The following is a 23,188-nucleotide window of genomic DNA, read 5'->3' as shown; positions in this document are numbered from 1 at the left end:
TTTATCTTTTCATTTTTACAAGCAATAATAAGGAGGAACTTAGTTGGCAAAAGGAGAGTATAGAGACAAAGTAATAGTTAAACGTAGAATGCTTACTGTCTTTTTAATACTTTTTCTTTTGCTTTTTCTATTAATTAGTAGGTTAAGCTACGTAATGATAGTTAAAGGCAAGGAATACAAAGAAAAAGCAATCCTACAGTGGACAAGCGACGTTCGTATTGCGCCACAGAGAGGACGAATTTTAGACAGAAATGAAAAAGAATTGGCTATAAGTGCAAATGTTTTTAGAGTAGACTTAGATCTTAATTCGCTTCGAGACACCACTGCGAAAAATAAATTAACTATGCAGGATATAGCGCCAGATCTGGCTAAAATACTTGGAATGGAATCAGAAAATGTCTTAAAGATTTTGACTCAGACTAATGCAAAGGGAAAAGTTATTGGAGCAGCAATGCTTAAGAGAAGAGTGGAGAAGGATGTAGCCGATAAAATCACTGACTTTTCTACGAAAAATAAGCTTCGCGGAATTGTCATTACTGGAGATACAAAAAGATATTATCCAAATAATAATTTTTTAGCAAATGTTTTAGGACATACCAACACTGATGGTAATGGATTAACAGGTGTGGAATTATATTACGATAAATATCTATCAGGTATACCTGGAATAAAAATTTCTGAAACTGATAGAAAAAGTGAAGATTTGCCTTATACAATATCAAATTATACAAAACCTATTAATGGAAAAGATGTAGTACTCACTATTGATCAGATGATTCAATATTTCTGTGAAAAAGCAGCTGATCAAGCCATGATTGATAATAAAGCAAATGCAGTTACTATAATTGCAATGAACCCTAAGAATGGAGAAATTTTGGGCATGGTCAATAAACCAGACTATAATCCAAATGACCCTTGGGACCTTACTAAAAGTTTTGATGAAAATCAAAAGGCTTGGAGAAATAGGTCAGTAAGCGATACATTTGAACCAGGGTCTATTTTTAAAGTGGTTACAGCTACGGCAGCTATGGAAGAAAAATTAGTTGATGATAAGGATAGATTTGTTTGTAATGGTAGCACTGTGGTTGGGGGCAGAACAATAAAGTGTTGGAAAACCACAGGACATGGAACTCAAAGCTTTGTGGATATATTGAAAAACTCTTGCAATGTTGGATTTATGGAGCTAGGTAGACGACTTGGCCCTGAAAAACTAAATAAATATGTTTATTTGTTTGGTTTTGGCAAAAAAACAGGTATTGATTTAAATGGAGAAGCTTTAGGGATAATCAGGCCAACCAAAAATATGACCGCTGTTGATGTTGCAACAACATCCTTTGGTCAAAGTAATACACTATCTGCTGTGCAGTACTTAACAGCTTTTAATGCTATTGCAAATGGGGGAAAGCTTATAACACCTCATGTTATGAAAGAAATAGTAGCTTATGATGATTTAAACAATAAAAGTGTTCTACAAGCATATTCAAATTTTAATGAAAGACAAATAATGGATGAGCCAATAGCAAAACAATTGAGAGGTTACCTAGAACAGGTTGTAGAAAATGGTGGTGGTAAGAAGGCATATATTGCAGGGTACCATATTGCTGGAAAAACTGGAACTGCTCAAAAGGTTATAAATGGTGTTTATGCGCCAGGCAAATATGTTGCATCCTTTGCTGGTATGGCGCCTGCCAATGACCCACAAATAACACTACTAGTTTCAATTGATGAACCAGACCCATCTTGGTATTATGGTGGGCAGATTGCAACTGTAGTTGCAAAACAAGCTTTTAATGATATCTTCAATTACTTAGCACTAAAATCTGATGCATCTAGTGCAGAAATTACTAAAAGCTTATTAAAGGATATTATTGTGCCTGAGGTAAGGGGTCTTAAAAGAGCAGAGGCTCAAAAAATTCTAAAAGATAATAATTTAAAGCTTAAATTAGCAACAGATGGAGAGATTATTACTGATATGACGCCTAAACCTGGTTATACAGTTAAAGAAGGAACAGAGATCATTTTACATACAGATACGAAAGTAGAGTATAGTAATATGGTGATGGTTCCGAGTATTCAAGGGTATAGTCCGGACAAAGCTAGTGAAATGTTGAATAGTCTTGGCTTAGAAGTTCAATTTGTTGGTAGTGGAATAGTTTCAGAACAAAGTGAAGAGAGTACAGAAGTAGAAAAAGGAACTACAATAACAGTACATCTAGATAGTATGGCAGATTAGTTAAATATAGTGTATAACTATATATAAGGCACATTAAAATAAATAACAAGTCATTATATTAGCACTTTTGACTTGTTATTTATCTTAATGTAACATAAGATAATAAAAGCCGACGGCACTCAGAACTTCTGAACTGTCGGATTTATTATTTGTTTTTATGTGCTTTGGTTTTATTTTTATAAAATAACGGTTATTTTGTATACTATTTTAGAAAATAGGTTAGTAATACACTTAAGGTGAAGATTTAAGGGAGTGATATAATATGAAATTAGGGAAAATTATGGAAAATATTAAATTTAATTTAGTCTTAGGTAATATTGATATGGATATAAGTGAAATTCAATATGATTCAAGAAAAATTAAAGATGGAGATGTATTTTTCTGTATAGAAGGATATAAAGTTGATGGACATAAATATATACAAAATGCAATTAACAATGGAGCTATTGCTATTGTATGCCAAAGAAAAATAGTAGAAGGATTAAACTGCACACTGCTTCAAGTAGAAGATAGTAGAAAGGCACTGGCTATGAGTGCATCTAATTACTATGGTAATCCTAGTAAAAGTATGAAGATGATAGGAATTACAGGCACTAATGGTAAAACAACTTCTGCTTTTATGATGAAGGCTATTTTAGAAGAGCAAGGGCATAAAGTTGGACTTATAGGAACTATAGCAAATTATATTGGACAGCAGAAAATTCATACAGAGAGAACTACTCCGGAATCATTAGAATTACATGAACTTTTTAAGAATATGGTAGATGCTGGGGTGGACTACTGCGTTATGGAAGTGTCTTCACATTCACTAAGTTTAGACAGGGTGTATGGAATAGAGTTTTGCGAGAGTATTTTTACTAATTTGACTCAAGATCATTTAGATTTTCATAAAACCTTTGAAAATTACTTTAAGGCAAAATTAAAATTATTTGAGTATAGTAAAAATTCTGTAATTAACATTGATGATACTTATGGTGAAAGTGCTTATAATTTGATTTCTAGTAGCAAACTTAGCTATGGATTAAATGCCAGCGCAGATGTTAGGGCTAGTAATATAAAAATGCATTCCAGGGGAAATGAATTCACTTTAGAGTATAAAAAAGCATCTTTTGAAATAGAATTAAATATACCAGGAAATTACAACGTTTATAATGCTTTGGGATGTATAGCAGTTTGTATGCATCTGGGAATAGACGTATCAGCAATTGTGCTGGGTCTACAAAAGGTACAGGTGCTTGGACGATGTGAACTTGTTGCAAACAATTATAATTTAGGATTTGAGATAATTTTAGATTATGCACATACACCTGATGCACTAGAAAACATACTAAAAACTGTGAGAGAATTTACAAAAGGTAAACTTATATGCGTTTTTGGTTGTGGTGGAGATAGAGATAAGACAAAAAGGCCTATCATGGGCAAAATCGGAACAGAGTTAAGCGACATTTCAATAATAACTTCCGACAATCCTAGAACTGAAGATCCAAATGTAATAATTAAGGACGTAGTATGTGGCATTGAAAAACAAGGGTTTGAGATTGTAGAGGATAGAACCACAGCTATAAAGAGAGCAATAGAAATTGCAAAACCAACCGACGTAATTGTTATTGCAGGAAAAGGCCACGAGGATTATCAGGTTTTAAAAGATAAAACTATACATTTTGATGAACGAGAAATTGTTTCAGAGATATTAAAGGAGCGTTTTTAGATGGAGTATATTAGTTATGACGAGATAATCGAGGCAACTGGGGGAGAAATAATAGTAAAAGGCGAAAGCGCTTTTGATAAAAGTGAAGTTGCATTGTATAACAATGTAAGTATAGATACAAGAGCCATAAAAGCTAATGATATTTTTATAGCCATAAGAGGCGAAAATTTTAATGCTAATGATTTCGCTGTGCAGGCTAGTAAAAAAGGAGCTTCAATTTGCATAGTTGATGAAATGAAATTTGAAAGTATAGAGTTTTCTAAGAATACATCTGTAATTAAAGTAGCGGACACCAAAAAAGCATTAAGGGATCTGGCAAAATTTTATATAAATAAACTAAATTTAAAAGTAGTGGGAATTACTGGTTCTACAGGTAAAACATCTACAAAAGACCTGGTGGCAGCTGTACTTTCCTCAAAATTCAAGGTTTTTAAAACCTTGGGCAATTTTAACAACGAAATAGGACTACCTCTTATGATATTTAAATTAGATAAAAGTTATGATATTGCAGTTCTTGAGATGGGTATGAGTGATTTTGGAGAAATTCATAATTTATGTGAGGTGGCAAGACCTGATATTGCTATTATTACTAACATTGGAATGTCTCACCTTGAAAATCTTAAAACAAGGGAAAATATTTTAAAGGCTAAAATGGAGATAACAGATTACTTTAGGTCGGACAATGTTTTAATTGTAAATTCAGACAATGATTTATTAGAACATATAAGTAATTTGAACTATAAAATTATAAAAACAGGAATTGATTCAGAGGCTGATTTTAAAGCATGTAATTTAAATGTTGAAGAAAATAAAATAACCTTTAGCTTGATGGACCAAGGAAAATTAATCCGTAATAGTTTTGTAGTGAATATTCCTGGAAGACATAATATTTTAAATTCCTCATTAGCAGTGGCCTGCGGAAGAACACTAGGTATGAGCTATGATGAAATTACTGAAGGTTTTAAAAATTTAGAAGCTACTTCTATGCGCTTAGATATAGTAAAAGGTGAAAAATTCACTGTAATAAACGACTGTTACAATGCTAGCCCAGATTCAATGCTGGCAGCTATAGATGTATTATGTGATGTTCATGGAAAATCTAAAATTGCAATACTTGGTACTATGAGGGAATTAGGCAGTGGAGCCTTTGAAGCACATAAACAAGTTGGAGAGTATGCAAAACGCAAAAATATAGATTTACTGATTACCTTAGGTGAATTTAATGAGGCATATAAAAAAGGATTTAATGATATAAATAAATATAAAAGTTTTGAAAATTATAAGGAAGTAGTTTCTTTTCTAGAGGGAATTATTGATGAAGATGCTATTGTTTTAGTTAAAGCCTCAAGATATATGAAATTTGAGGAAATAGTTAGTGAACTGATGAATATAAATTCATCAATGAATATAAATTCATCAATGAATATAAATTCATCAATGAATATAAATTCATCAATGAATATAAATTCCCTAGGAAATATAAATCATTTAGAAGAAAAAACTCCTATCAAAAAGACTGACGTAAAAGAGGTGATTGAAAGATGAGTTTAATTATATATTCAGTTTTAATTGCGTTTTTTTTATCAATTATCCAAGGACCCTTATTAATTCCCATGTTACATAAGCTTAAATTTGGCCAAAACATAAGAGAAGAGGGGCCTAAAAGTCATCTCAGAAAAGCGGGCACACCTACTATGGGTGGAGTAATATTCATGATCTCAACAATAATTACTATGTTAATAATTGTTAGACATACAAGCGATGAATCCATGATTGCACTTTATTGCTTTATTGCTTTTGGATTAATTGGACTTATTGATGATGTGTTAAAAATAAAACATAAGAAAAATGAAGGACTTTCATCTAAAAAAAAGATGCTACTTTTACTTATAGTATCAGGTTTTATTGGTTATTATGCTTCAATTAAAATAGGAACTGACATAAGGATACCGTTTATAGACAAAAGTATAGATTTGGGCTTTTGGTATGTACCTTTTATTATTTTTTATTTTGCAGCCACCACAAATGCTGTAAATTTAACAGATGGGTTAGATGGCTTAGCTACCTCTGTTACAATAGTGGTTATGACGTTTTTTGCATTAGTCAGTAATATGTTGTTTCATCCAACTCTTGCAATATTTTGTGCTGCGCTTGCTGGTGCATTATTAGGATTTTTAAAATTTAATTCTTATAAAGCTCAAATTTTTATGGGTGATATGGGGTCCCTTGCACTGGGGGGAGCGGTTGCTGCAGTAGGGATGATATTAAAATCTCCAATACTAGTTGCAATTGTGGGAGGTATATATGTTTTTGAAACACTGTCTGTTATTATTCAAGTTATAGGATTTAAAGCTACAGGTAAGAGAGTATTTAAGATGGCTCCAATTCACCATCACTTTGAATTGGGTGGATGGCAGGAAACTAAAATTGTTGCTGTATTCTCCATTGTAACAGTAATTTTATGTTTAATCGGATTTTTATCCTTTTCCTATTAGTAAGTAAGGAGGATATATTATGAAAAAGTCCAACGCTAAGATGGGACAAATAGATTTTGTATTATTTGCAATAATAATGCTTCTTGTGGTAATTGGAGTAGTAATGGTTTATAGTGCTAGCTCCTATGCCGCAGCTTTTAAAGTTAATGATCCAGAATTTTATTTAAAAAAACAGGCACTATGGGCATGTGTTGGTACTGTTTTTATGTTTGCAGCTATTAAAATTGATTATCATATAATAAAAAAATATACTGGCATTATTATGGTGGTAACTGTGATACTATTGGTTGCTGTATTTGGGTTTAGTGGCATTAATGGTGCTAAGAGATGGATTCCATTAGGGTTTTCATCTATTCAACCATCAGAAATTGCCAAATATGCAATAGTATTATATATGGCTAAAAGCTTAGATAGAAAGGGAGAAAAAGTTAAAGAGTTTTTTAACGGGGTACTTCCATACCTATTGGTTTCAGGATTTTTTGCAGGTTTAATTTTGCTTGAACCAAATTTAAGTATAGCAACTGTTATAATGATTGTTACTGTGATTATACTATTTGCAGTAGGGGCAAAATTTTTGCACCTTTTTGCTATAGGGGCAACGCTAGTTGCGGCAGTTGGTGTTTTAACAATTACTGCTTCATATAGAATGGCTAGACTTTTGAATTTTATGAATCCTTTTGAGCATAGTCAAGATGAGGGATATCAACTAGTTCAATCATTACTTGCACTTGGGTCTGGAGGAGTTACTGGTTCTGGAATCGGTCAATCAAGACAAAAATGCTTGTATATACCAGAACCACACACAGATTTTATTTTTGCAATAATCGGTGAAGAGTTAGGTTTAATTGGAGGAGCATTTATAATTCTGTTATTTGTGATTTTTGTATGGCGTGGTATTAAAACGGCAGTTACAGCTAAGGATATGTATGGTACTATTTTAGCTATTGGAATTACCTCTGTTATAGCTGTTCAAGCAATTATTAATATAGCGGTAGTTACTGGATCAATGCCTGTAACTGGTGTGCCACTTCCGTTTATAAGTTATGGTGGTTCAGCTCTTGTTTTTAATATGTTTGCTATGGGTATTATTCTAAATGTATCAAGGCAAACTGTAAATAAAAATTCAAATTAAAATGCAAGGCATGCCTTTATGCATGCCTTTTCTGTGCTTATATCTAAAATAACATTTTAAAACATAAACTTTTTTTAAAAATACTCAAAAATAGATTCAAATTGAGATGAAAATAGTTAAATAAAGTGGTATTATATATACATAAGTGAGTTATAAATTTAATTGAGATTTGATTCACAAACAATAAATTTATGGGTTAATATGAAATTATTAAAAATATTATTGTTGAATGCGGGGAAGTGAATGGGAAAGAATAGAGATAATCTTAAAAATGGAAATTATATTATAGAAAATAAAGAAAAATTATTATATAAAAGAAAAAACAAAAGAAAAATAAAACGTTTATTTTTTCTATCTATAATTATGATTTCTACATTAGTTACACTATGTCTTAAATTACCTTATTTTAATATTACAACTATTGAAATCTTAGGAAATAAAAATGCTTCTAAAGCTGAAATTAATAATGTGGCTAAAACTGAACTAGGAAGTAATATTTTTTATTCAAGTTTTACAGAGAGTAAAAAACAAATTATTAAAAACCCCTATATTTTAGGTGCAACTTTTAAGAAAGTTTTACCTAATAAGATTATAATAAATATAGAGGAAAGAGTAGCTGTATTTTATGGGAAAGTAAACAATACCTATTATATTTTAGACAACAAAGGTGTTTTGCTTCAAAAGAGATCGGATATTAAAGATATGGACTTAGTAAATTTAATTGGATTTGACTACGAAAAATGTGGAGTAGGAAATCTAATTGTATCGGAAGATAATAGGAAAATTAATATTGCTAATGATATAACAAATATTATTAAAGAGTATAAAATTACTAAGGGTGCTACTAAAATAACTATGGTAGATGTAAGTAATGTTTTAGATGTAAAAGTTTATGCTGGAGAAATGTGCATTAAATTTGGAACAACGGAAGATTTAAAAAATAAATTTAATAAGGCAATAAATATTATTTCGGAGCCAGCATATAAGAGTGCAAAGGGATATGTGGATGTGAGTTTTACAGGAAACCCAGTTGTTTTCATAGAACACAAGAAGTAGACAAACAATTATTATCTTCCCCAGAGAGTAGCAAGGAGGAAACCCATGAAGAAGTTTAAATCCCAAATGTCCATTGGTATAATATGTGTATTGTTAGGATTTATGATATCTTACCAATTTAAAATGATAAGCAAACAAAATTCAGTAGTTGATACAAAGAGTAATACACCAGAAATTATAACTGAAAATGAGCAACTAAAAAAGAGCAAGACGGAGCTTCAAAAGAAAATTGACGAGTTAGAAACTAAAACAGTTGAATACGAAACTGCTGCCAAGGGAAGAGATGAAGAAAGTGGAGTGTTATATAAACAATTAGAAGAAACAAGAATACTCACTGGAGGCACCGAAGTAACAGGCCAGGGTATAACAATATATATTACTCCCAAAAGTGATATTTTTGGTAGTAGCCCTGAGGACCAGCGTATAAATGATACAGATTTAGTTCTTATAGTAAATGAATTAAATGCAGCAGATGCTGAAGCAATTTCTATAAATGATATTAGGTTAACTGCTCGTAGTGGTATAAGAAACGCAGGAAATGCTATTATTATAAATGATGAAAGAATTTCTTATAGTAAAAGAGTTACAGTTAAAGTCATTGGGAAAAAGGACTTACTAGAAAGTGCTATTAGTTTTCCAGGAGCAATTCCACAAGCACTTAACGAGACTTGCACTATAACAATGGAAAAATCAGATAAAATTATAATTCCTAAATACAACAAAGCATATAAGTTTGATTTTGCTAAACCAATAGAAAAAAAATAGAGGTGATTAAATGGTTGCTTTTGTAGGATTGTTAATAGGTGTTATATTAGGAGTTGTATGGAATGTAGATATTCCAGTCAAATTTTCCCCATATATTTCTGTAGCAATTTTTGCATGTTTAGATTCTGTTTTTGGAGCGCTTCGAGGAACAATATCTCATAACTTCAGGGCAGATATTTTCGTATCAGGTTTTTTTGGAAATGCAGCACTGGCTGTAGCCATGGTTTATCTAGGAGATAAATTAGGAATCCCAATTTATTTGGCTGCAGTAATTGTATTCGGTGGAAGGATATTCGACAATTTTGCAATTATTAGACGTCTTTTAATAGATAAAGCTAAATCTCATTAATGAGGTGATTAAATGAAAAATAATGAAGCTACCATATTTGTTTTTATTGCTTCAATAATCGTAGGACTTCTTATAGCAATGAACATTGGATTTGAAGGAAAAAGTAATTTTTTAGATGTAAAACAGTATAATGAAGCTTATAATGAGAGAAGCAAATTATATTCTGATGTAAATAATTTGAAAGAACAATATTATAATGCATCTTCAAAGCTTCAAAAATATGATAGTGGTGATGTGAAGAAATTTAAGGTTTTGGAAGAAATACAAAAAGAAGTTAGTGATAATAATATTATTATAGGGAAGAGTGATGTTCAAGGTTCAGGGGTTAAAATAACATTAGATGATGGCAACACAAATATTGATGAGTTTAGTAGTAGACAGTTAATTCATGATGCTGATATTGCTGAAGTGATAAATGATCTGCGAAATGCAGGAGCAGAAGCAATTGCTGTGAATGGAGAAAGAATTATTTATAATAATTATGCCCTATGTTTTGGGGCTCCCATTAAGTTAAATGGAGTGAAGATCATACCTCCATTCAATATTAGTGCTATAGGTAATGAAGATGTACTATATAATTATTTAACACTAGAAGCGACGCATATAAAAGAATTAAAGGTAAGACAAGTTAAGATTAGTATTGTTAAGGCAGATGATGTACAAATATTAGCATATACAGGCGATTTCAAATATAAGTATATGAACAGTGCAAATGAAAAGAAATAATGGTATTATATTACATTAAAAATATAAAAACATAAAAATTATAGAAAAATGAAGGTTTTTTCTGTTAAATGAAGAATTTAACTTATAAGTGGAAATTGTACAAAATAGTTATAGTTATTTTGTATCAGGGAGAACGGCAAGGAGGCATAGGTACTTGGGTATTGGTGAAGTTTATTCTGAAATGAAAAAAGAAATTCCAAAAGATGTAACACTAGTATGCGTTTCTAAAACTAGAGAAATAAATGAAATAAAAGAAGCATATGCAGCTGGAGCTAGAGATTTTGGAGAGAATAAAGTACAAGAATTGATGGACAAATATGACAATGTGGGTCCGGGTGTTAGATGGCACTTTATAGGACATCTGCAGAGGAATAAGGTGAAATATCTTGTTGGTAAAGTTCATCTTATTCATTCTTTAGATAGTATACGTTTATTGAAGGAAATCGAAAAACAGTATGCTGCGCAAGATGAGATTGCCAGCCTTCTAATTCAAGTTAATATAGGAAATGAAGACAGCAAGACAGGTGTTGCTGTAGATGAGGTAAACGCTCTAATAAAAGCCTGTGAGGAATGTCAGTACATAAGAATTAAAGGGCTAATGGCTACAATACCAATTGGTGATTCGCAACATTGTAGTAAATACTTTGCAGAGATGAAAAGTATATTTGATAATCTAAAAAAGAATAAATATAAAAATGTTTCTATGGAGTTTTTATCATTAGGTATGAGTGGTGATTTTGAAATTGCACTAGCAGAGGGAGCTAACATGATAAGACTTGGAGCACGAATATTTGGAAAAAGAGATTATAAATAACTGGAGGGATAACAATGGCAAGTAAAGTAATAAATAAGGTTATGGGTTTTTTAGGAATGGCAGAGGATGATTATGATGAAGTTGAAGAAATAGAAGAAAATGAGGAGGATAATGTGGATATTGAATCACTTATGACTGCAAACAAAAAACAAAGTAAAGTAGTAAATATTCATACAACAGCAGCTACAAAAGTTGTTATTATAAAACCAGAAGATTTTGATGAAGCAACTACAATTAGTGACAACTTAAAATCTAGAAAAATAGTAGTAGTAAATACTACAGGACTTGAACCTAGAACTGGACAAAGATTATTAGACTTTATTGGAGGAGCATGCTATGCCCTAGGTGGAGAACTCCAACAAATAGAAAAAGGAGTCTACATAATATCACCTTCTAATGTAGAGGTTAATAATGAATTAAAAAGCGAGCTAAGTTCAAAAGGAATTTTTAATTGGAATAAATAAATTTAAATATTTTCAAGATAACAAGGAATAATTGTTATCTTGAAAATGGAAATATAGGAGGCTATAAATTTTGCTAACAATGCTTAGATTGATAAATATTATTTTTAACGTTTTAGAGTATGCAATATTAATTGAAGTTATTTTATCTTGGGTATATGTAGGACGTACAAATCAATATATAGAGATACTCCATAAAATTACTGGGCCTCTGCTGCAACCTGGTAGAAAAATTCAAGAAAGATATTTTTCAAACACTATGATAGATTTTTCACCAATAATCGCACTTGCTATTATAATGGTGGCAAAAAGAATTTTGGTTGCCATATTATAATACGTTAAAGGAAGACTTAAATGGATAAAAATTATTTTTTAAATAGTATAAATCACGATGATAAGAATTTAATTTCTAATATATATAATAAAATGAAAATAGCTGAAAAGACTAATAAAATTGTATTTATTAATGAATTTCTATCTCCATCTATATGGACTCAAATTTCAGATATCTGTGAGAACTATAAGTTAAAATCATTTACAAATGGTATATTTAAAGATGCAGATAGAAGAATATTATGTTTTTCTGCCTTTGATGAACCACTAATATATCCTATAAACTTATTGAAAATAAGTAATAATTCGAAGTTTGTCACACTTGCGCATAAGGATTATTTAGGTGCAATAATGTCACTAGGGATTAAAAGAGAAAAATTAGGTGACTTAATAATTAGCGATAGAGTATGTTATGCACCAGTGTGTAGTGACATTAGTAGTTATATAATTAGTAATTTGAATGATATAGGCAATTGTCATTGTCAGGTTAGTGATTATGATTATAAGATGCAGGAGCTACCAGAAAGAAAATTTGAAGAGAGTGTTATTATATCTACATCCCTTCGTCTTGATGGTATGGTTGCGGCGATTTGTAATGTTTCAAGAAGTAATTCGGTGGCATTAATAGCTTCAGGCAAAATATTAGTAAATTATTTACAATGCGTAAAAAAAGATAAAATTATCAAAACTAATGACACTTTAACAATTAGGGGATATGGAAAATTAAAGGTTGCAGATATTATAGGAACAACTCAAAAGGAACGTTTGAAAGTTGCAATATTGAGATATATTTAGGGGGGGGAAGAGAAATGAGAATGACAGCTATGGATATTAATAATAAAGAGTTTAAAAAGGGCTTAAGGGGATACAATGCTGATGAAGTTGATGAGTTTTTAGATAAGATATCTGAAGAATATGAAATTATGTACAAAGAAAATTCAACTTTAAGAGAAAGAGCAAGTTTTTTAGAAGAAAAATTAGATCATCATGTTAAAATAGAATCTACAATTCAAAACACTTTAGTACTCGCTCAAAATGCAGCAGAACAAGCAAAATTTTCTGCTCAAAAGGAATCAGAATTGATTATTAGAAGTGCTAATGACTCTTCACAAAGAATGGTAGATAAGGCTCATGATGAAGTACTTAAGATAAATGATGAGTATGAAAAAACTAAGCAAGAATTTGCAAAGTTTAGAACAAAATTCAGGGGTTTTATGAATTGTCAGGTTGAGATGTTTGAAGGATTAGAAAGTGATTATTTTAAAAACTATAATGTGGGTAATGAGACTCATGATGTGAGTAATGATAAAAAAATAGAAGAAAATGATATTATTGAATCAGAATATTCTAATTTAACACTGAAAAACATTGATGAAAAAGATTTTAATACCCAGGACATGGAAGAAATAAAAAGCTTTTTTGCAAAAGAGTAAAAACATAAAAAATCTCACTCATTGGGTGAGATTTTTTATGTAGAAAATGTGATATAATATACTAGGCACTTTTAATTTAATAATTGATATGTATTTTATAGTAGCAAAGGGAGGAATATACAAATGAATATAGGTATTATTGGAGCAATGAGTGAAGAAGTTGAATCCTTACTTAAAGATATGGATTTTAAGAAAAGTGAAGTTAAGGCTAAAATGAAATTTAGCTTAGGAACAATACATAATAAAGATGTAGTTATAGTTACTAGTGGCATTGGAAAAGTTAATGCTGCAGTTTGTACACAAATATTAATCGATGATTTTAATGTGGAATGCATTATAAATATTGGTATTGCAGGTGGAACTGTCGATAATATATATCCTGGAGATGTTGTAATAGGAGAAAATTTAGTGCAGCATGATATGGATACCACTGTGTTTGGTGATAAAATAGGGCAGATACCAAGACTGGATACTTTTGATTTTAAATGTGATAAGAAACTAATTGAAATTGCAACAAAGGCATGTGAGGATATAAAAGGACATAATCATTTTACAGGAAGAATTGTTTCAGGAGATCAATTTATTGGCAGTGTAGATAAAATAAATTGGTTGAATTCTGAGTTTAGATGTTTGGCATGTGAAATGGAAGGGGCAAGTATTGCTCAAGTGTGCTATTTAAATGAAGTCCCATTTATTGTTATTAGATCAATATCAGATAATGCAAATAATGGAGCCCATATGGATTATGAAAAATTCAAGGATATTGCTGTAGAAAATGCTACAAGCATTTTGAACAATATGTTAAAACTAATTTAGGAGTATTGTATATGAAAAAGTTATTGGTACATAAAAATAGTGGATTAGATATATTAGTAAAAGTTAAAAATATAGTTATTGGTGGAGAAGAAAAGGTAATAATATCAGGACCTTGTTCAGTTGAAAACTACGATAATATGCATGACATAGCAAGTGGACTAAAAGAAATAGGTGTACATATATTAAGGGGTGGAGCATTTAAACCAAGAACTTCACCCTATGATTTTCAAGGGTATAAGGAGGAAGGTCTAAAGATACTTAGAAGTGTCGGCGATGAGTTTGATATGCCAATAGTGACAGAAGTTATGGATTCTAAGGATATTGATCTAGTCCTTAGTTATGCAGATATGTTACAAATAGGGTCAAGAAACATGTATAACTACAGTTTACTGAAAGAGGTTGGAAAATTAAAAACACCTATTTTATTAAAAAGAGGAATGAGTGCAACCTTACACGAGTGGCTTTATGCAGCAGAATATATTATGGCCAGTGGTAATGAAAATGTTGTGCTTTGTGAGCGAGGCATTAGAACCTTTGAAACATACACAAGAAATACATTAGATTTAAGTGCTGTTGCTGCAATTAAACAGTGTTACCGTATTCCAGTAATTGTAGATCCAAGTCATGGCACAGGAAGACGAGAACTGGTATCAAAGATGTCTCTTGCTGCAATTGCTGCTGGTGCAGATGGTTTAATGATTGAGAGCCATATTAATCCTGACAACGCTATATCAGATGCTAAACAAACAGTTTCAATAGGCACAGTGGATGAAATAGTAAAAACTATAAGAAAATTTGAGAACATTTTTAGTAAATAATAATTCAAAAATAAAATAATTTTAAATATTATTAAATAAGTGTAATAAAATTTGCTCCATGTGAAAACATAACTCTATAATATATTAATAACTAGAGGAGCTGTTATCATGGATAAGGATAAATTGGAATATTTTAAAAATAAATTAATAAATGAACAGCAACGAGTTAACCAAATTATTGTTCAAATGAAGCAAAATGGGGTTGGAAATTCTAACAGTGAAATGGCAACGGAGCTATCATTTTCCGACAATCATCCCTCAGATACCGCTACTGAATTGTTTGACATGGAAAAAGGCTTAGCACTTAAGCAAAATGAATTTACAATTATGAGAAAAATTAGAGATGCGCTAAAGAGCATAGAAGATAATACTTACGGTAAATGTAAGTGTTGTGGCAAGGATATAATTGAGCCAAGATTAGAGTTTATCCCATACGCAGAAAACTGTGTGAGATGTGAAAATGATCTTAATGATAAAAAACCCGCACCGCAAAATGATAGATGTGTAGAAGAAGATGTATTGGGTATACCTTTTAGATATAGTAGTAGCGGTGCTGAAGTAGGTATAGAGGCTGAAGATACTTTTATGGTAGTAGACCGTTTTAATGAACTAGATGACATTATTGAGTATTATGATGATGACGACGAAGGCGGTTATGTAGAGTCAATAGAGAAAATAAGTAACCAGCAATATAAAAATCAGTTGCCAGATTAAAAAGAATTAAATTAATACACAGCGTTTTAAAAAAGCAGAGTAGAAAAAAAGTATATATTGCACAAAATCAGTTTGAAATTATTTAGTTAAAAAACTATTTGTAGCAATATATACTTTTTCGCTTTATTAATTAGGGGGTAGGGTATGGAAATAGTTATTATTTTTTTAGGATTACTATTTGACAGATTGGCTAAAATTTGGGCCCTTGGTTCTTTGAAAGACAATAATGGAATTATTTTAATTAATAATTTTTTCAAATTAGAATATTTGGAGAATAGAGGAGCAGCCTTTGGAATTTTACAAAATAAATTAATATTATTAGCTTTATTTACATTGCTGATTATATCAGGAATGATATATTATATTATTAAATACAAGCCAAAATCAAAATTCCTAAGAATAAGCTTAGCACTAATTATAAGTGGAGCTCTCGGAAATCTATATGATAGAGTATTTTATAAATACGTAGTAGACTTTATTTTAATCCATTATAAGGACATATATTATTTTCCGACTTTTAACGTAGCAGATATGTTAGTAGTTGTGGGTACTTTGATTTTGGCAATTTCTATAGTAAAGGAAGAGATATAGATGGAGAATTTCGATTTTAAAATTGAGGAAGATTCAGTTGGTACAAGATTAGATGTTTTTATATCTAGCAAATTTGAAAATAAGTCTAGGTCACATATTCAAGGGATAATTGAAGGGGAAAATGCACTTGTAAATGGTAAATGTAGAAAAAGTAATTATAAATTAAAACTTGACGAAACAGTTACATTAGCTATACCAGATCCAGTAGAGTTAAATGTGCAGGCAGAAGATATACCCCTAGATGTTTTATATGAAGATAGTGATGTAATAGTAATTAATAAACCACAGGACATGGTGGTTCACCCAGCACCAGGAAATTATAGTGGTACCCTAGTTAATGCACTCCTAAATCATTGCACAGATTTATCAGGCATCAATGGAGTGCTAAGACCTGGAATAGTGCACCGCATCGATAAGGACACATCTGGAGCCTTAGTGGTGGCAAAAAATGATAATGCACATAACTGCCTTGCAATGCAGCTTAAGGACCATTCAATGACAAGAAGTTATGTAGCTCTTGTAGAAGGTATAATTAAGCCTGATGAAGGCACTATTGATCAACCAATTGGAAGAAATCCTAATGACAGGATAAAGATGGGTGTTGTAGAAAACGGTAAAAAGGCTATTACCCACTATAAAGTAATAGAAAGATTTGAGAGTCATACCTTAGTAGAATGTAATTTGGAGACTGGTAGAACTCACCAAATAAGAGTACATATGGCTAAAATAGGACATCCTTTAGTTGGTGATTTGGTATATGGTTTTAAAAAGCAGAGGTTTAATCTAAAAGGTCAGGCTCTTCATGCAAAAAGGCTTGGGTTTATACACCCAAGTACTCATGAATACATGGAATTTAGTTCACCTCTTCCAGCTTATTTTGAAAAAATAATAACAAAACTAAGAAACGAGTTGAAATAGCGCAGAATATGTGGTATCATGTTCATAATATAATGTTTATGCCTTTAAATGTTCCAGAGAGATCATAAGGATAAAGTTAGCAATACTATTTTTAGTGTATAGTATGCCTTTACCCTTAGGGTAAAGGCTTTTTTAATATTATGAACATAAATAATACAGTTGGGTAGGGGGCCAGGTTATGGAATTTAAATCAGTTTTATTGGATGAAAAAGCTATAAAAAGAACATTAACAAGGGTAGCACATGAAATTATTGAAAAAAACAAGGGAATAGAAAACATCGTACTTATAGGAATAAAAAGACGAGGGGTACCACTTGCAGAAAGAATTGCTGATTTAATAGAGCAAATTGAAGGAAAGAAAGTTCTCGTAAGTAGTGTGGATATTACACTATATAGAGATGACCTTACATCAATAAACGAGCAACCAGTGTTAAATAATGCAGATTTAGGTATAGATGTAAAAGACAAAAAAATAATTTTAGTAGATGATGTATTATACACTGGAAGAACTGCTAGGGCTGCAATTGATGCAATAATAGCTAATGGTAGGCCTCAAATGATACAACTCGCTGTTTTAGTAGATAGAGGGCACAGAGAATTACCTATTAGAGCAGATTATGTAGGGAAAAATATACCTACTTCAGGTAAGGAAATGATTTCAGTTGAGCTTCTAGAAATTGACGGAGAAGATTCAGTTAGTATATTTGAACTTTAGCTTCAAGAAGATAAATAGCTTAAAAAAAGATAAATAGCTACGAAGAAGATAATAATCTTTTAAAATAGGACGGAGAGCCTAAAAGGAGGAACAAATGAAAAATTTTGTAGATGTTAATGAAAGATTACCTATAATAAAGACTATTCCCTTAAGTTTACAGCACTTGTTTGCTATGGTGGGTGCAACTATTCTTGTACCAATGCTCACAGGTCTTAGTCCGTCAATTGCACTGTTTTGTAGTGGGGTGGGAACATTACTATATATTTTATGTACAAAAGCCAAGCTTCCGGCATATGTAGGGTCGTCCTTTGCTTTTATAGGACCTATGGGTGTAGCTACAAAGGCATACGGACAAAGTTCAATGTTATCAGGAATTATTGCTGCAGGTCTTATGTATGTACTTGTAGCACTGATTATTAAGCTTGCAGGAACTAAATGGTTAGATAGAATGTTATCTCCAGTGGTGGTAGGTTCTGTTGTAATTGTAATAGGACTTAGTTTAGCTGGCACTGCAATAAATTGGGCGGGACTAAATTCATCTTTTACAACACCAGCTCTTGAAGGTGTATCTAGAGGAGTCTGGATACTAGTATCAATGGTAACTCTTGCAATTGCTATAATAGGTACTATGTATTTTAAAGGGTTTTTCGGAGTAGTACCGATTTTAATTGCAATGGTAGTTGGATATATACTTTCTATGGTACTTGGCATAATTCCAAAGGAAGTTCTAACAGAAATAGGCGCAGCAAAGTTATTTAAGCTACCAAGTTTTGTTTTGCCTACCTTTAACATAAATGCTATTATGCTTATGGCTCCAGTAGCTTTTGTAACTCTAGCGGAACATATTGGTCATGTATATGTTACAAGTAATGTTGTAGGAAAAGATTTTACAAAAGACCCAGGGCTTCATAGATCAATTCTAGGAGACGGAGTTGCTACAATGTTTGCAGGATTTGTAGGTGGACCTCCAAATACTACCTACGGTGAAAACATAGGAGTTATGGCAATTACAAAGGTATATAGTGTTTGGGTTATTGGAGGAGCTGCAACAATTGCCATTATATTATCCTTTCTTGGACCGGTTTCTGCAATAATAGGTAATATCCCATTGCCGGTAATTGGTGGAGTTAGTGTAATGTTATTTGGAATAATTGCATCTTCTGGTTTTAGAATTTTTGTGGAAGATAAGGTTGATTTTAGTAAAAAAAGAAATTTGATAATTGCTTCAGTGATAATAGTTTTAGGTATTGGAGGAGGTGGTATTAAGTTTCCATTCTTAGGAATAGAATTTGAACTTGCAGGGGTAGCACTAGCAACTCTAGTAGGAATAATATTAAACTTAGTTTTACCTGAGCATAGTAAGTCAGGAGATAATTAGTTAACTTCCTACTGTTTAATAACATAGTTGTTTGCTACTGGAATTTATAGAGTTTTTAAAATTAAGTGTCAGAGGAAATTCTGACACTTTTATTTATTATTCTAGGAAAAGTTTTTTTGAGGTTCGTAATTTTAAATTCCTAGACAACAATAACAAATAGAGATATTATAATATAAGTGATACTAACAAAAGGGATCTTAAAAAATAACTAGCATATGTACTGGTTATTTTTTAGACTTACCTAAGGAAAAGAAGAAATGGGAGAGATAATATATGATGTATACTTTAATTGCCACTACTACTTTTGGAATAGAAGCAGTTACAGCAAAGGAACTAAAAGCACTAGGATACGAAGATTTATTGGTTGAAAACGGAAGAGTAACTTTTGAAGGCGATGAAATGGATATCGCTATATGCAATACTTGGCTCAGAACAGCAGAAAGATTGTTTATAAAGATGGCTGAGTTTAAGGCCTTGTCTTTTGAAGACTTATTTCAAGGAACACTGGCAGTAGATTGGGGTAATTTAATACCTGAAGACGGTAATATGCATATCATAGGTAAATCTGTTAAATCACAGCTTCACAGTGTGCCAGATTGCCAAGGCATAGTAAAAAAAGCAGTAGTTGAGTCTATGAAGAAAAAATATGCTAGTGAGTGGTTTTCAGAAGAAGGTCCTGAATATAAGATAGAGGTTGCAATTTTAAGAGATATAGTGACACTATCCATAGATACTTCAGGTGTGGGCTTACATAAAAGAGGATATAGAGAATATGCTGGTGAGGCACCACTTAAAGAAACACTAGCTGCAGCCCTTGTGCTAATAAGCAATTGGGATACTTCAAGAGTTTTAGCTGATCCGCTTTGTGGTTCTGGGACTATAGCTATAGAAGCAGCGCTTATAGGGAAAAACATTGCACCAGGTATAAACAGAAAATTTGCCTGCGAAGATTGGCCAACTATGGATGCTGATATTTGGGAGCAAGTTAGAGAAGGCGCAAGAAAAACTGTAAATGGAGATCAAATCGAAATACTAGCTTCAGACATTGATGGAAGTTTACTAAGAACAGCAGGAGCTAATGCTGAAAAAGCAGGAGTTAAGGAATTTATAAAATTTCAAAAGATACCAATGCAGAGTTTTACTTCTAGGCAGAAATATGGTGTTATAATAACAAATCCACCTTATGGAGAGAGACTAGGAGAAGCAGCAGAAGTAAAAAAACTTCATATTGATTTTGGAGATATGTATAGAAATCTAAATGAATGGTCTTGCTACGTCATAACTGCTAATGGAGAGTTTCAGAAGGAATTTGGACAAAAGGCAGATAAAAACAGGAAATTATATAATGGAAGATTGTTATGTTATTATTACCAATATATAAAAGATATACCTAGACAAAAAAAGGTGGAGTAGAGTTCTCCGATGTGACTTGAAATAAGAGTTCGAAACGTGAAATTCAATTAACAAATTCTAATCTTTTTAAATATAAATTTCTCTATCCTCTGGGTAGTTCTCTGTGGGGACATAACAATTATTAATTGTTATGCACTCACATTCGCCTTCCTGGCTCAGGTTCGCTAGCCTGACGTCCTGGAAGGCTTACGAGAAATTTATATTAAAAAAGAAGAATTTGTAAATTGAACTTCAATGTTTCTTCGCTTCTTATTTCAAGTCACACAGGAGAAAGTTCATACTAATATGTGTACATTGCTGATAGGTTACGAGAAATTTATATTGTAAAATGAAGAATTTCTAAATGAAGATAAGACAAGGGATATATTATGCAATATCCCTTGTCTTATCTTTTGACTTATATTTCGCGCAATGAATTAGAAAACTAATTACATATTTTGAAAAAAACAAATCACCAATATTTACGGAAAAATGCTGCATTCTACGTCCAATATGGTTACAAAATACAGTATTGAATACTATTTTATGGTATTAGAAGGTATAATCTATCTATAAGTTGTTTCGCAGTCGTAAAAAACTACGAACTTAAAATTATTTATATTTAACTAAGGAGATGATTATATGTCTGAATTAATAGTTATGATGCTTATATTATTACCTGTAGGATTAGCTTTTATTTTTATAGGATGGCGTATTTGGAAAAAAGAACAGATAACACTAATACATGATTATCATTATACAAGGGTTGCTGAAAAAGATAAAAAAGCTTATACAGAAAAAATGGGTAAAGCATGTATTATAATGGGAATAGGAATGATACTGATGATGGGTATTATTAATATCACATCAAAGACAGCATATGGTGTGATATGCTTTGGGATATTCTTTGTATGGGGCTTGGTTATAATATTTATGGCACAGAAAAAATATAATGGTGGATTGTAATGAACATTTATGTTTTTTGTTTGATATTCATCTATCGTAAAACCACGCTTGATGAATAATTGTAATATATGACGGCATATTAAGGGGGTGTTACTATGAGTATAAGGTTTATATATGGTATTTTCCAAGTTGTAGTTGGAGTTATGGTATTGATTGAAGCCTACTTTGTTGCTAGAGATAAGATAAAATTAAGTAAAGTAACAATGGTACTTCACTGCATAATTATTGCAATTCTTCTTTTAGGTGGTGCTTTAAAGTATTTTTCAAACTGATATATGACGTAAAAGACACTATGCAAGGAGAAATATATAGTGTTTTCCTTTTGCACATAAAGGTGTCTTATTGGCAATTTCTATTTTAGTTCCACCATATAATAAGTTAGTTCGCATGTTTCATAAATTCTTCATCAATATTAGATTTACGATTGATGAAGGATAGTAAAATATCGGGCACTAATAGAGGTGGTATTATGATTAATATAATTATAAAAAGATTAAAAATGACCTTTAATAATTTAAAGATAACTATAAAAAAATTAAAAAAAGAAATAAAAGCTTTGTATTTGGCTTCTAAAAGACGCGATGTTCCTTGGTATGCTAAATTAGTAATACTATTAGTTGTTGGCTATGCTTTAAGCCCTATAGACTTAATACCTGATTTTATACCTTAATGGCTCAAGTATATTATGGACGTGGCTATGTTTATTCAATACAATATCATATTGTTTGGTGTGTTAAATATAGACATAAGATTTTAACTTCTAGTATAGAAACTAGATTAAAAGAAATTTTGCATAAAATTGCTGAAGATAACGGATTTACTATAATATTAATGAATGGAGATTTAGATCATATTCATTTATTAATAGAATGTACTCCACAACAATATATCCCAGATATAATGAAAGCATTAAAAGGAGTATCAGCTAGAATACTTATGAAAGAATATGGAATAATAATAAAAAAGAAACTATGGGGAGGGCATTTGTGGAATCCTTCGTATTTTGTAGCAACAGTAAGTGAAAATACAGAAGAACAAATTAAAATTTATATCAATAGTCAAAAGGAAAAATAAGAAGGTGAATTTGTCTATGATAAAAGGATTTAAATATCGTATTTATCCAACAGTGGAACAAGAAACACAATTAGCTAAGACATTTGGTTGTGTTAGGTTTATTTATAATCAAATATTAGCTAAAAAGATAGAATTATATGAAACTGTTAAAAAGAGTTTATCGAAAACGGACTGTAACAATTACTGTAATAGGGAATTAAAGAAAGAATACATTTGACTTAGGGCTCAAAGAATTTCTTATAGATACAAACAATAACCATATAGAAAGACCAAAATCATTATATAAATATGAGGATAAGTT

Annotated in this window: 25 protein-coding genes and 2 pseudogenes; all 27 read left to right on the top strand. The window is 31.3% G+C overall.

The annotated features are described in order from the left end of the window. Positions 1-43: 43 nt before the first annotated feature. Entirely contained in the window at positions 44-2,233 is a 2,190-nt protein-coding gene (locus KPL51_RS13525) for a stage V sporulation protein D (protein ID WP_216162443.1), read from the top strand. 262 nt (positions 2,234-2,495) lie between these two features. Then, positions 2,496-3,941, top strand: coding sequence for a UDP-N-acetylmuramoyl-L-alanyl-D-glutamate--2,6-diaminopimelate ligase (locus tag KPL51_RS13520; protein ID WP_216162440.1), 1,446 nt, complete (start codon positions 2,496-2,498; stop codon positions 3,939-3,941). Then, the gene (locus KPL51_RS13515) at positions 3,942-5,486 is read left to right on the top strand and encodes a UDP-N-acetylmuramoyl-tripeptide--D-alanyl-D-alanine ligase (protein ID WP_216162437.1); all 1,545 of its coding nucleotides are present in this window, start codon (positions 3,942-3,944) and stop codon (positions 5,484-5,486) included. Next, positions 5,483-6,436, top strand: a complete 954-nt coding sequence (gene mraY / locus KPL51_RS13510) for a phospho-N-acetylmuramoyl-pentapeptide-transferase (protein WP_216162434.1) — start codon at positions 5,483-5,485, stop codon at positions 6,434-6,436. The genes KPL51_RS13515 and mraY overlap by 4 nt, the downstream gene beginning before the upstream one ends. Before the next feature lie 19 nt (positions 6,437-6,455). Beyond that, positions 6,456-7,568, top strand: a complete 1,113-nt coding sequence (spoVE, locus tag KPL51_RS13505) for a stage V sporulation protein E (RefSeq protein ID WP_216162431.1) — start codon at positions 6,456-6,458, stop codon at positions 7,566-7,568. Positions 7,569-7,811: 243 nt separating this feature from the next. Then, on the top strand, positions 7,812-8,624 hold the full coding sequence (locus tag KPL51_RS13500; RefSeq protein WP_216162428.1) for a cell division protein FtsQ/DivIB: 813 nt from the start codon (positions 7,812-7,814) through the stop codon (positions 8,622-8,624). Positions 8,625-8,669: 45 nt separating this feature from the next. Next, positions 8,670-9,389, top strand: coding sequence for a DUF881 domain-containing protein (locus KPL51_RS13495; RefSeq protein WP_216162425.1), 720 nt, complete (start codon positions 8,670-8,672; stop codon positions 9,387-9,389). A 10-nt stretch (positions 9,390-9,399) separates the two neighbouring features. Further along, entirely contained in the window at positions 9,400-9,738 is a 339-nt protein-coding gene (locus KPL51_RS13490) for a small basic family protein (RefSeq protein ID WP_216162422.1), read from the top strand. 12 nt (positions 9,739-9,750) lie between these two features. Next, complete coding sequence (locus tag KPL51_RS13485; protein ID WP_216162419.1) at positions 9,751-10,464, top strand: DUF881 domain-containing protein; 714 nt, start codon at positions 9,751-9,753, stop codon at positions 10,462-10,464. Between the two features lie 154 nt (positions 10,465-10,618). After that, the gene (locus tag KPL51_RS13480; RefSeq protein ID WP_376770088.1) at positions 10,619-11,278 is read left to right on the top strand and encodes a YggS family pyridoxal phosphate-dependent enzyme; all 660 of its coding nucleotides are present in this window, start codon (positions 10,619-10,621) and stop codon (positions 11,276-11,278) included. 14 nt (positions 11,279-11,292) lie between these two features. Further along, positions 11,293-11,742, top strand: coding sequence for a cell division protein SepF (locus KPL51_RS13475; protein WP_216162416.1), 450 nt, complete (start codon positions 11,293-11,295; stop codon positions 11,740-11,742). Between the two features lie 79 nt (positions 11,743-11,821). Further along, positions 11,822-12,073 (top strand): YggT family protein, encoded by a 252-nt coding sequence (locus KPL51_RS13470; RefSeq protein WP_216162675.1) that lies wholly within the window; start codon positions 11,822-11,824, stop codon positions 12,071-12,073. 20 nt (positions 12,074-12,093) lie between these two features. Further along, on the top strand, positions 12,094-12,867 hold the full coding sequence (locus KPL51_RS13465) for a YlmH family RNA-binding protein (protein WP_216162413.1): 774 nt from the start codon (positions 12,094-12,096) through the stop codon (positions 12,865-12,867). 14 nt (positions 12,868-12,881) lie between these two features. Next, positions 12,882-13,505: a DivIVA domain-containing protein gene (locus KPL51_RS13460; RefSeq protein ID WP_216162410.1), complete on the top strand. Its 624-nt coding sequence runs from the start codon at positions 12,882-12,884 to the stop codon at positions 13,503-13,505. 123 nt (positions 13,506-13,628) lie between these two features. After that, positions 13,629-14,321: a 5'-methylthioadenosine/adenosylhomocysteine nucleosidase gene (locus KPL51_RS13455; RefSeq protein WP_216162407.1), complete on the top strand. Its 693-nt coding sequence runs from the start codon at positions 13,629-13,631 to the stop codon at positions 14,319-14,321. 11 nt (positions 14,322-14,332) lie between these two features. Beyond that, complete coding sequence (gene aroF, locus KPL51_RS13450; RefSeq protein WP_216162404.1) at positions 14,333-15,139, top strand: 3-deoxy-7-phosphoheptulonate synthase; 807 nt, start codon at positions 14,333-14,335, stop codon at positions 15,137-15,139. A gap of 108 nt (positions 15,140-15,247) precedes the next feature. Beyond that, positions 15,248-15,853, top strand: coding sequence for a TraR/DksA C4-type zinc finger protein (locus KPL51_RS13445; RefSeq protein WP_216162401.1), 606 nt, complete (start codon positions 15,248-15,250; stop codon positions 15,851-15,853). A 144-nt stretch (positions 15,854-15,997) separates the two neighbouring features. Further along, positions 15,998-16,444, top strand: coding sequence for a signal peptidase II (gene lspA, locus KPL51_RS13440; protein WP_216162397.1), 447 nt, complete (start codon positions 15,998-16,000; stop codon positions 16,442-16,444). Beyond that, positions 16,445-17,362, top strand: a complete 918-nt coding sequence (locus KPL51_RS13435) for an RluA family pseudouridine synthase (RefSeq protein WP_216162394.1) — start codon at positions 16,445-16,447, stop codon at positions 17,360-17,362. A gap of 178 nt (positions 17,363-17,540) precedes the next feature. Continuing rightward, the gene (pyrR, locus tag KPL51_RS13430) at positions 17,541-18,077 is read left to right on the top strand and encodes a bifunctional pyr operon transcriptional regulator/uracil phosphoribosyltransferase PyrR (RefSeq protein WP_216162391.1); all 537 of its coding nucleotides are present in this window, start codon (positions 17,541-17,543) and stop codon (positions 18,075-18,077) included. A 94-nt stretch (positions 18,078-18,171) separates the two neighbouring features. After that, complete coding sequence (gene uraA, locus KPL51_RS13425) at positions 18,172-19,455, top strand: uracil permease (protein ID WP_216162388.1); 1,284 nt, start codon at positions 18,172-18,174, stop codon at positions 19,453-19,455. Between the two features lie 273 nt (positions 19,456-19,728). Beyond that, a complete protein-coding gene (locus KPL51_RS13420; protein ID WP_216162385.1) occupies positions 19,729-20,868 on the top strand; it encodes a THUMP domain-containing class I SAM-dependent RNA methyltransferase in 1,140 nt (379 codons plus the stop codon). A 621-nt stretch (positions 20,869-21,489) separates the two neighbouring features. Then, positions 21,490-21,813 carry a DUF3784 domain-containing protein gene (locus KPL51_RS13415; RefSeq protein ID WP_216162382.1) on the top strand — a complete coding sequence of 108 codons (324 nt, stop codon included), beginning with the start codon at positions 21,490-21,492 and terminating at the stop codon, positions 21,811-21,813. Between the two features lie 95 nt (positions 21,814-21,908). Further along, a complete protein-coding gene (locus tag KPL51_RS13410) occupies positions 21,909-22,085 on the top strand; it encodes a hypothetical protein (protein ID WP_216162379.1) in 177 nt (58 codons plus the stop codon). Positions 22,086-22,312: 227 nt separating this feature from the next. After that, positions 22,313-22,480, top strand: a pseudogene (locus tag KPL51_RS13405) (YkvA family protein); the annotation flags it as partial. 2 nt (positions 22,481-22,482) lie between these two features. Then, positions 22,483-22,887, top strand: a complete 405-nt coding sequence (tnpA, locus tag KPL51_RS13400) for an IS200/IS605 family transposase (protein WP_216162376.1) — start codon at positions 22,483-22,485, stop codon at positions 22,885-22,887. A 16-nt stretch (positions 22,888-22,903) separates the two neighbouring features. Beyond that, positions 22,904-23,092, top strand: a pseudogene (locus tag KPL51_RS13395) (helix-turn-helix domain-containing protein); the annotation flags it as partial. Positions 23,093-23,188: the final 96 nt, after the last annotated feature.

Origin of the sequence: Clostridium bowmanii (assembly GCF_018861315.1) — a bacterium.
Classification (GTDB): Bacteria; Bacillota; Clostridia; order Clostridiales; family Clostridiaceae; genus Clostridium_AD; species Clostridium_AD bowmanii.
This window is presented reverse-complemented; position numbering and strand designations above follow the sequence as displayed.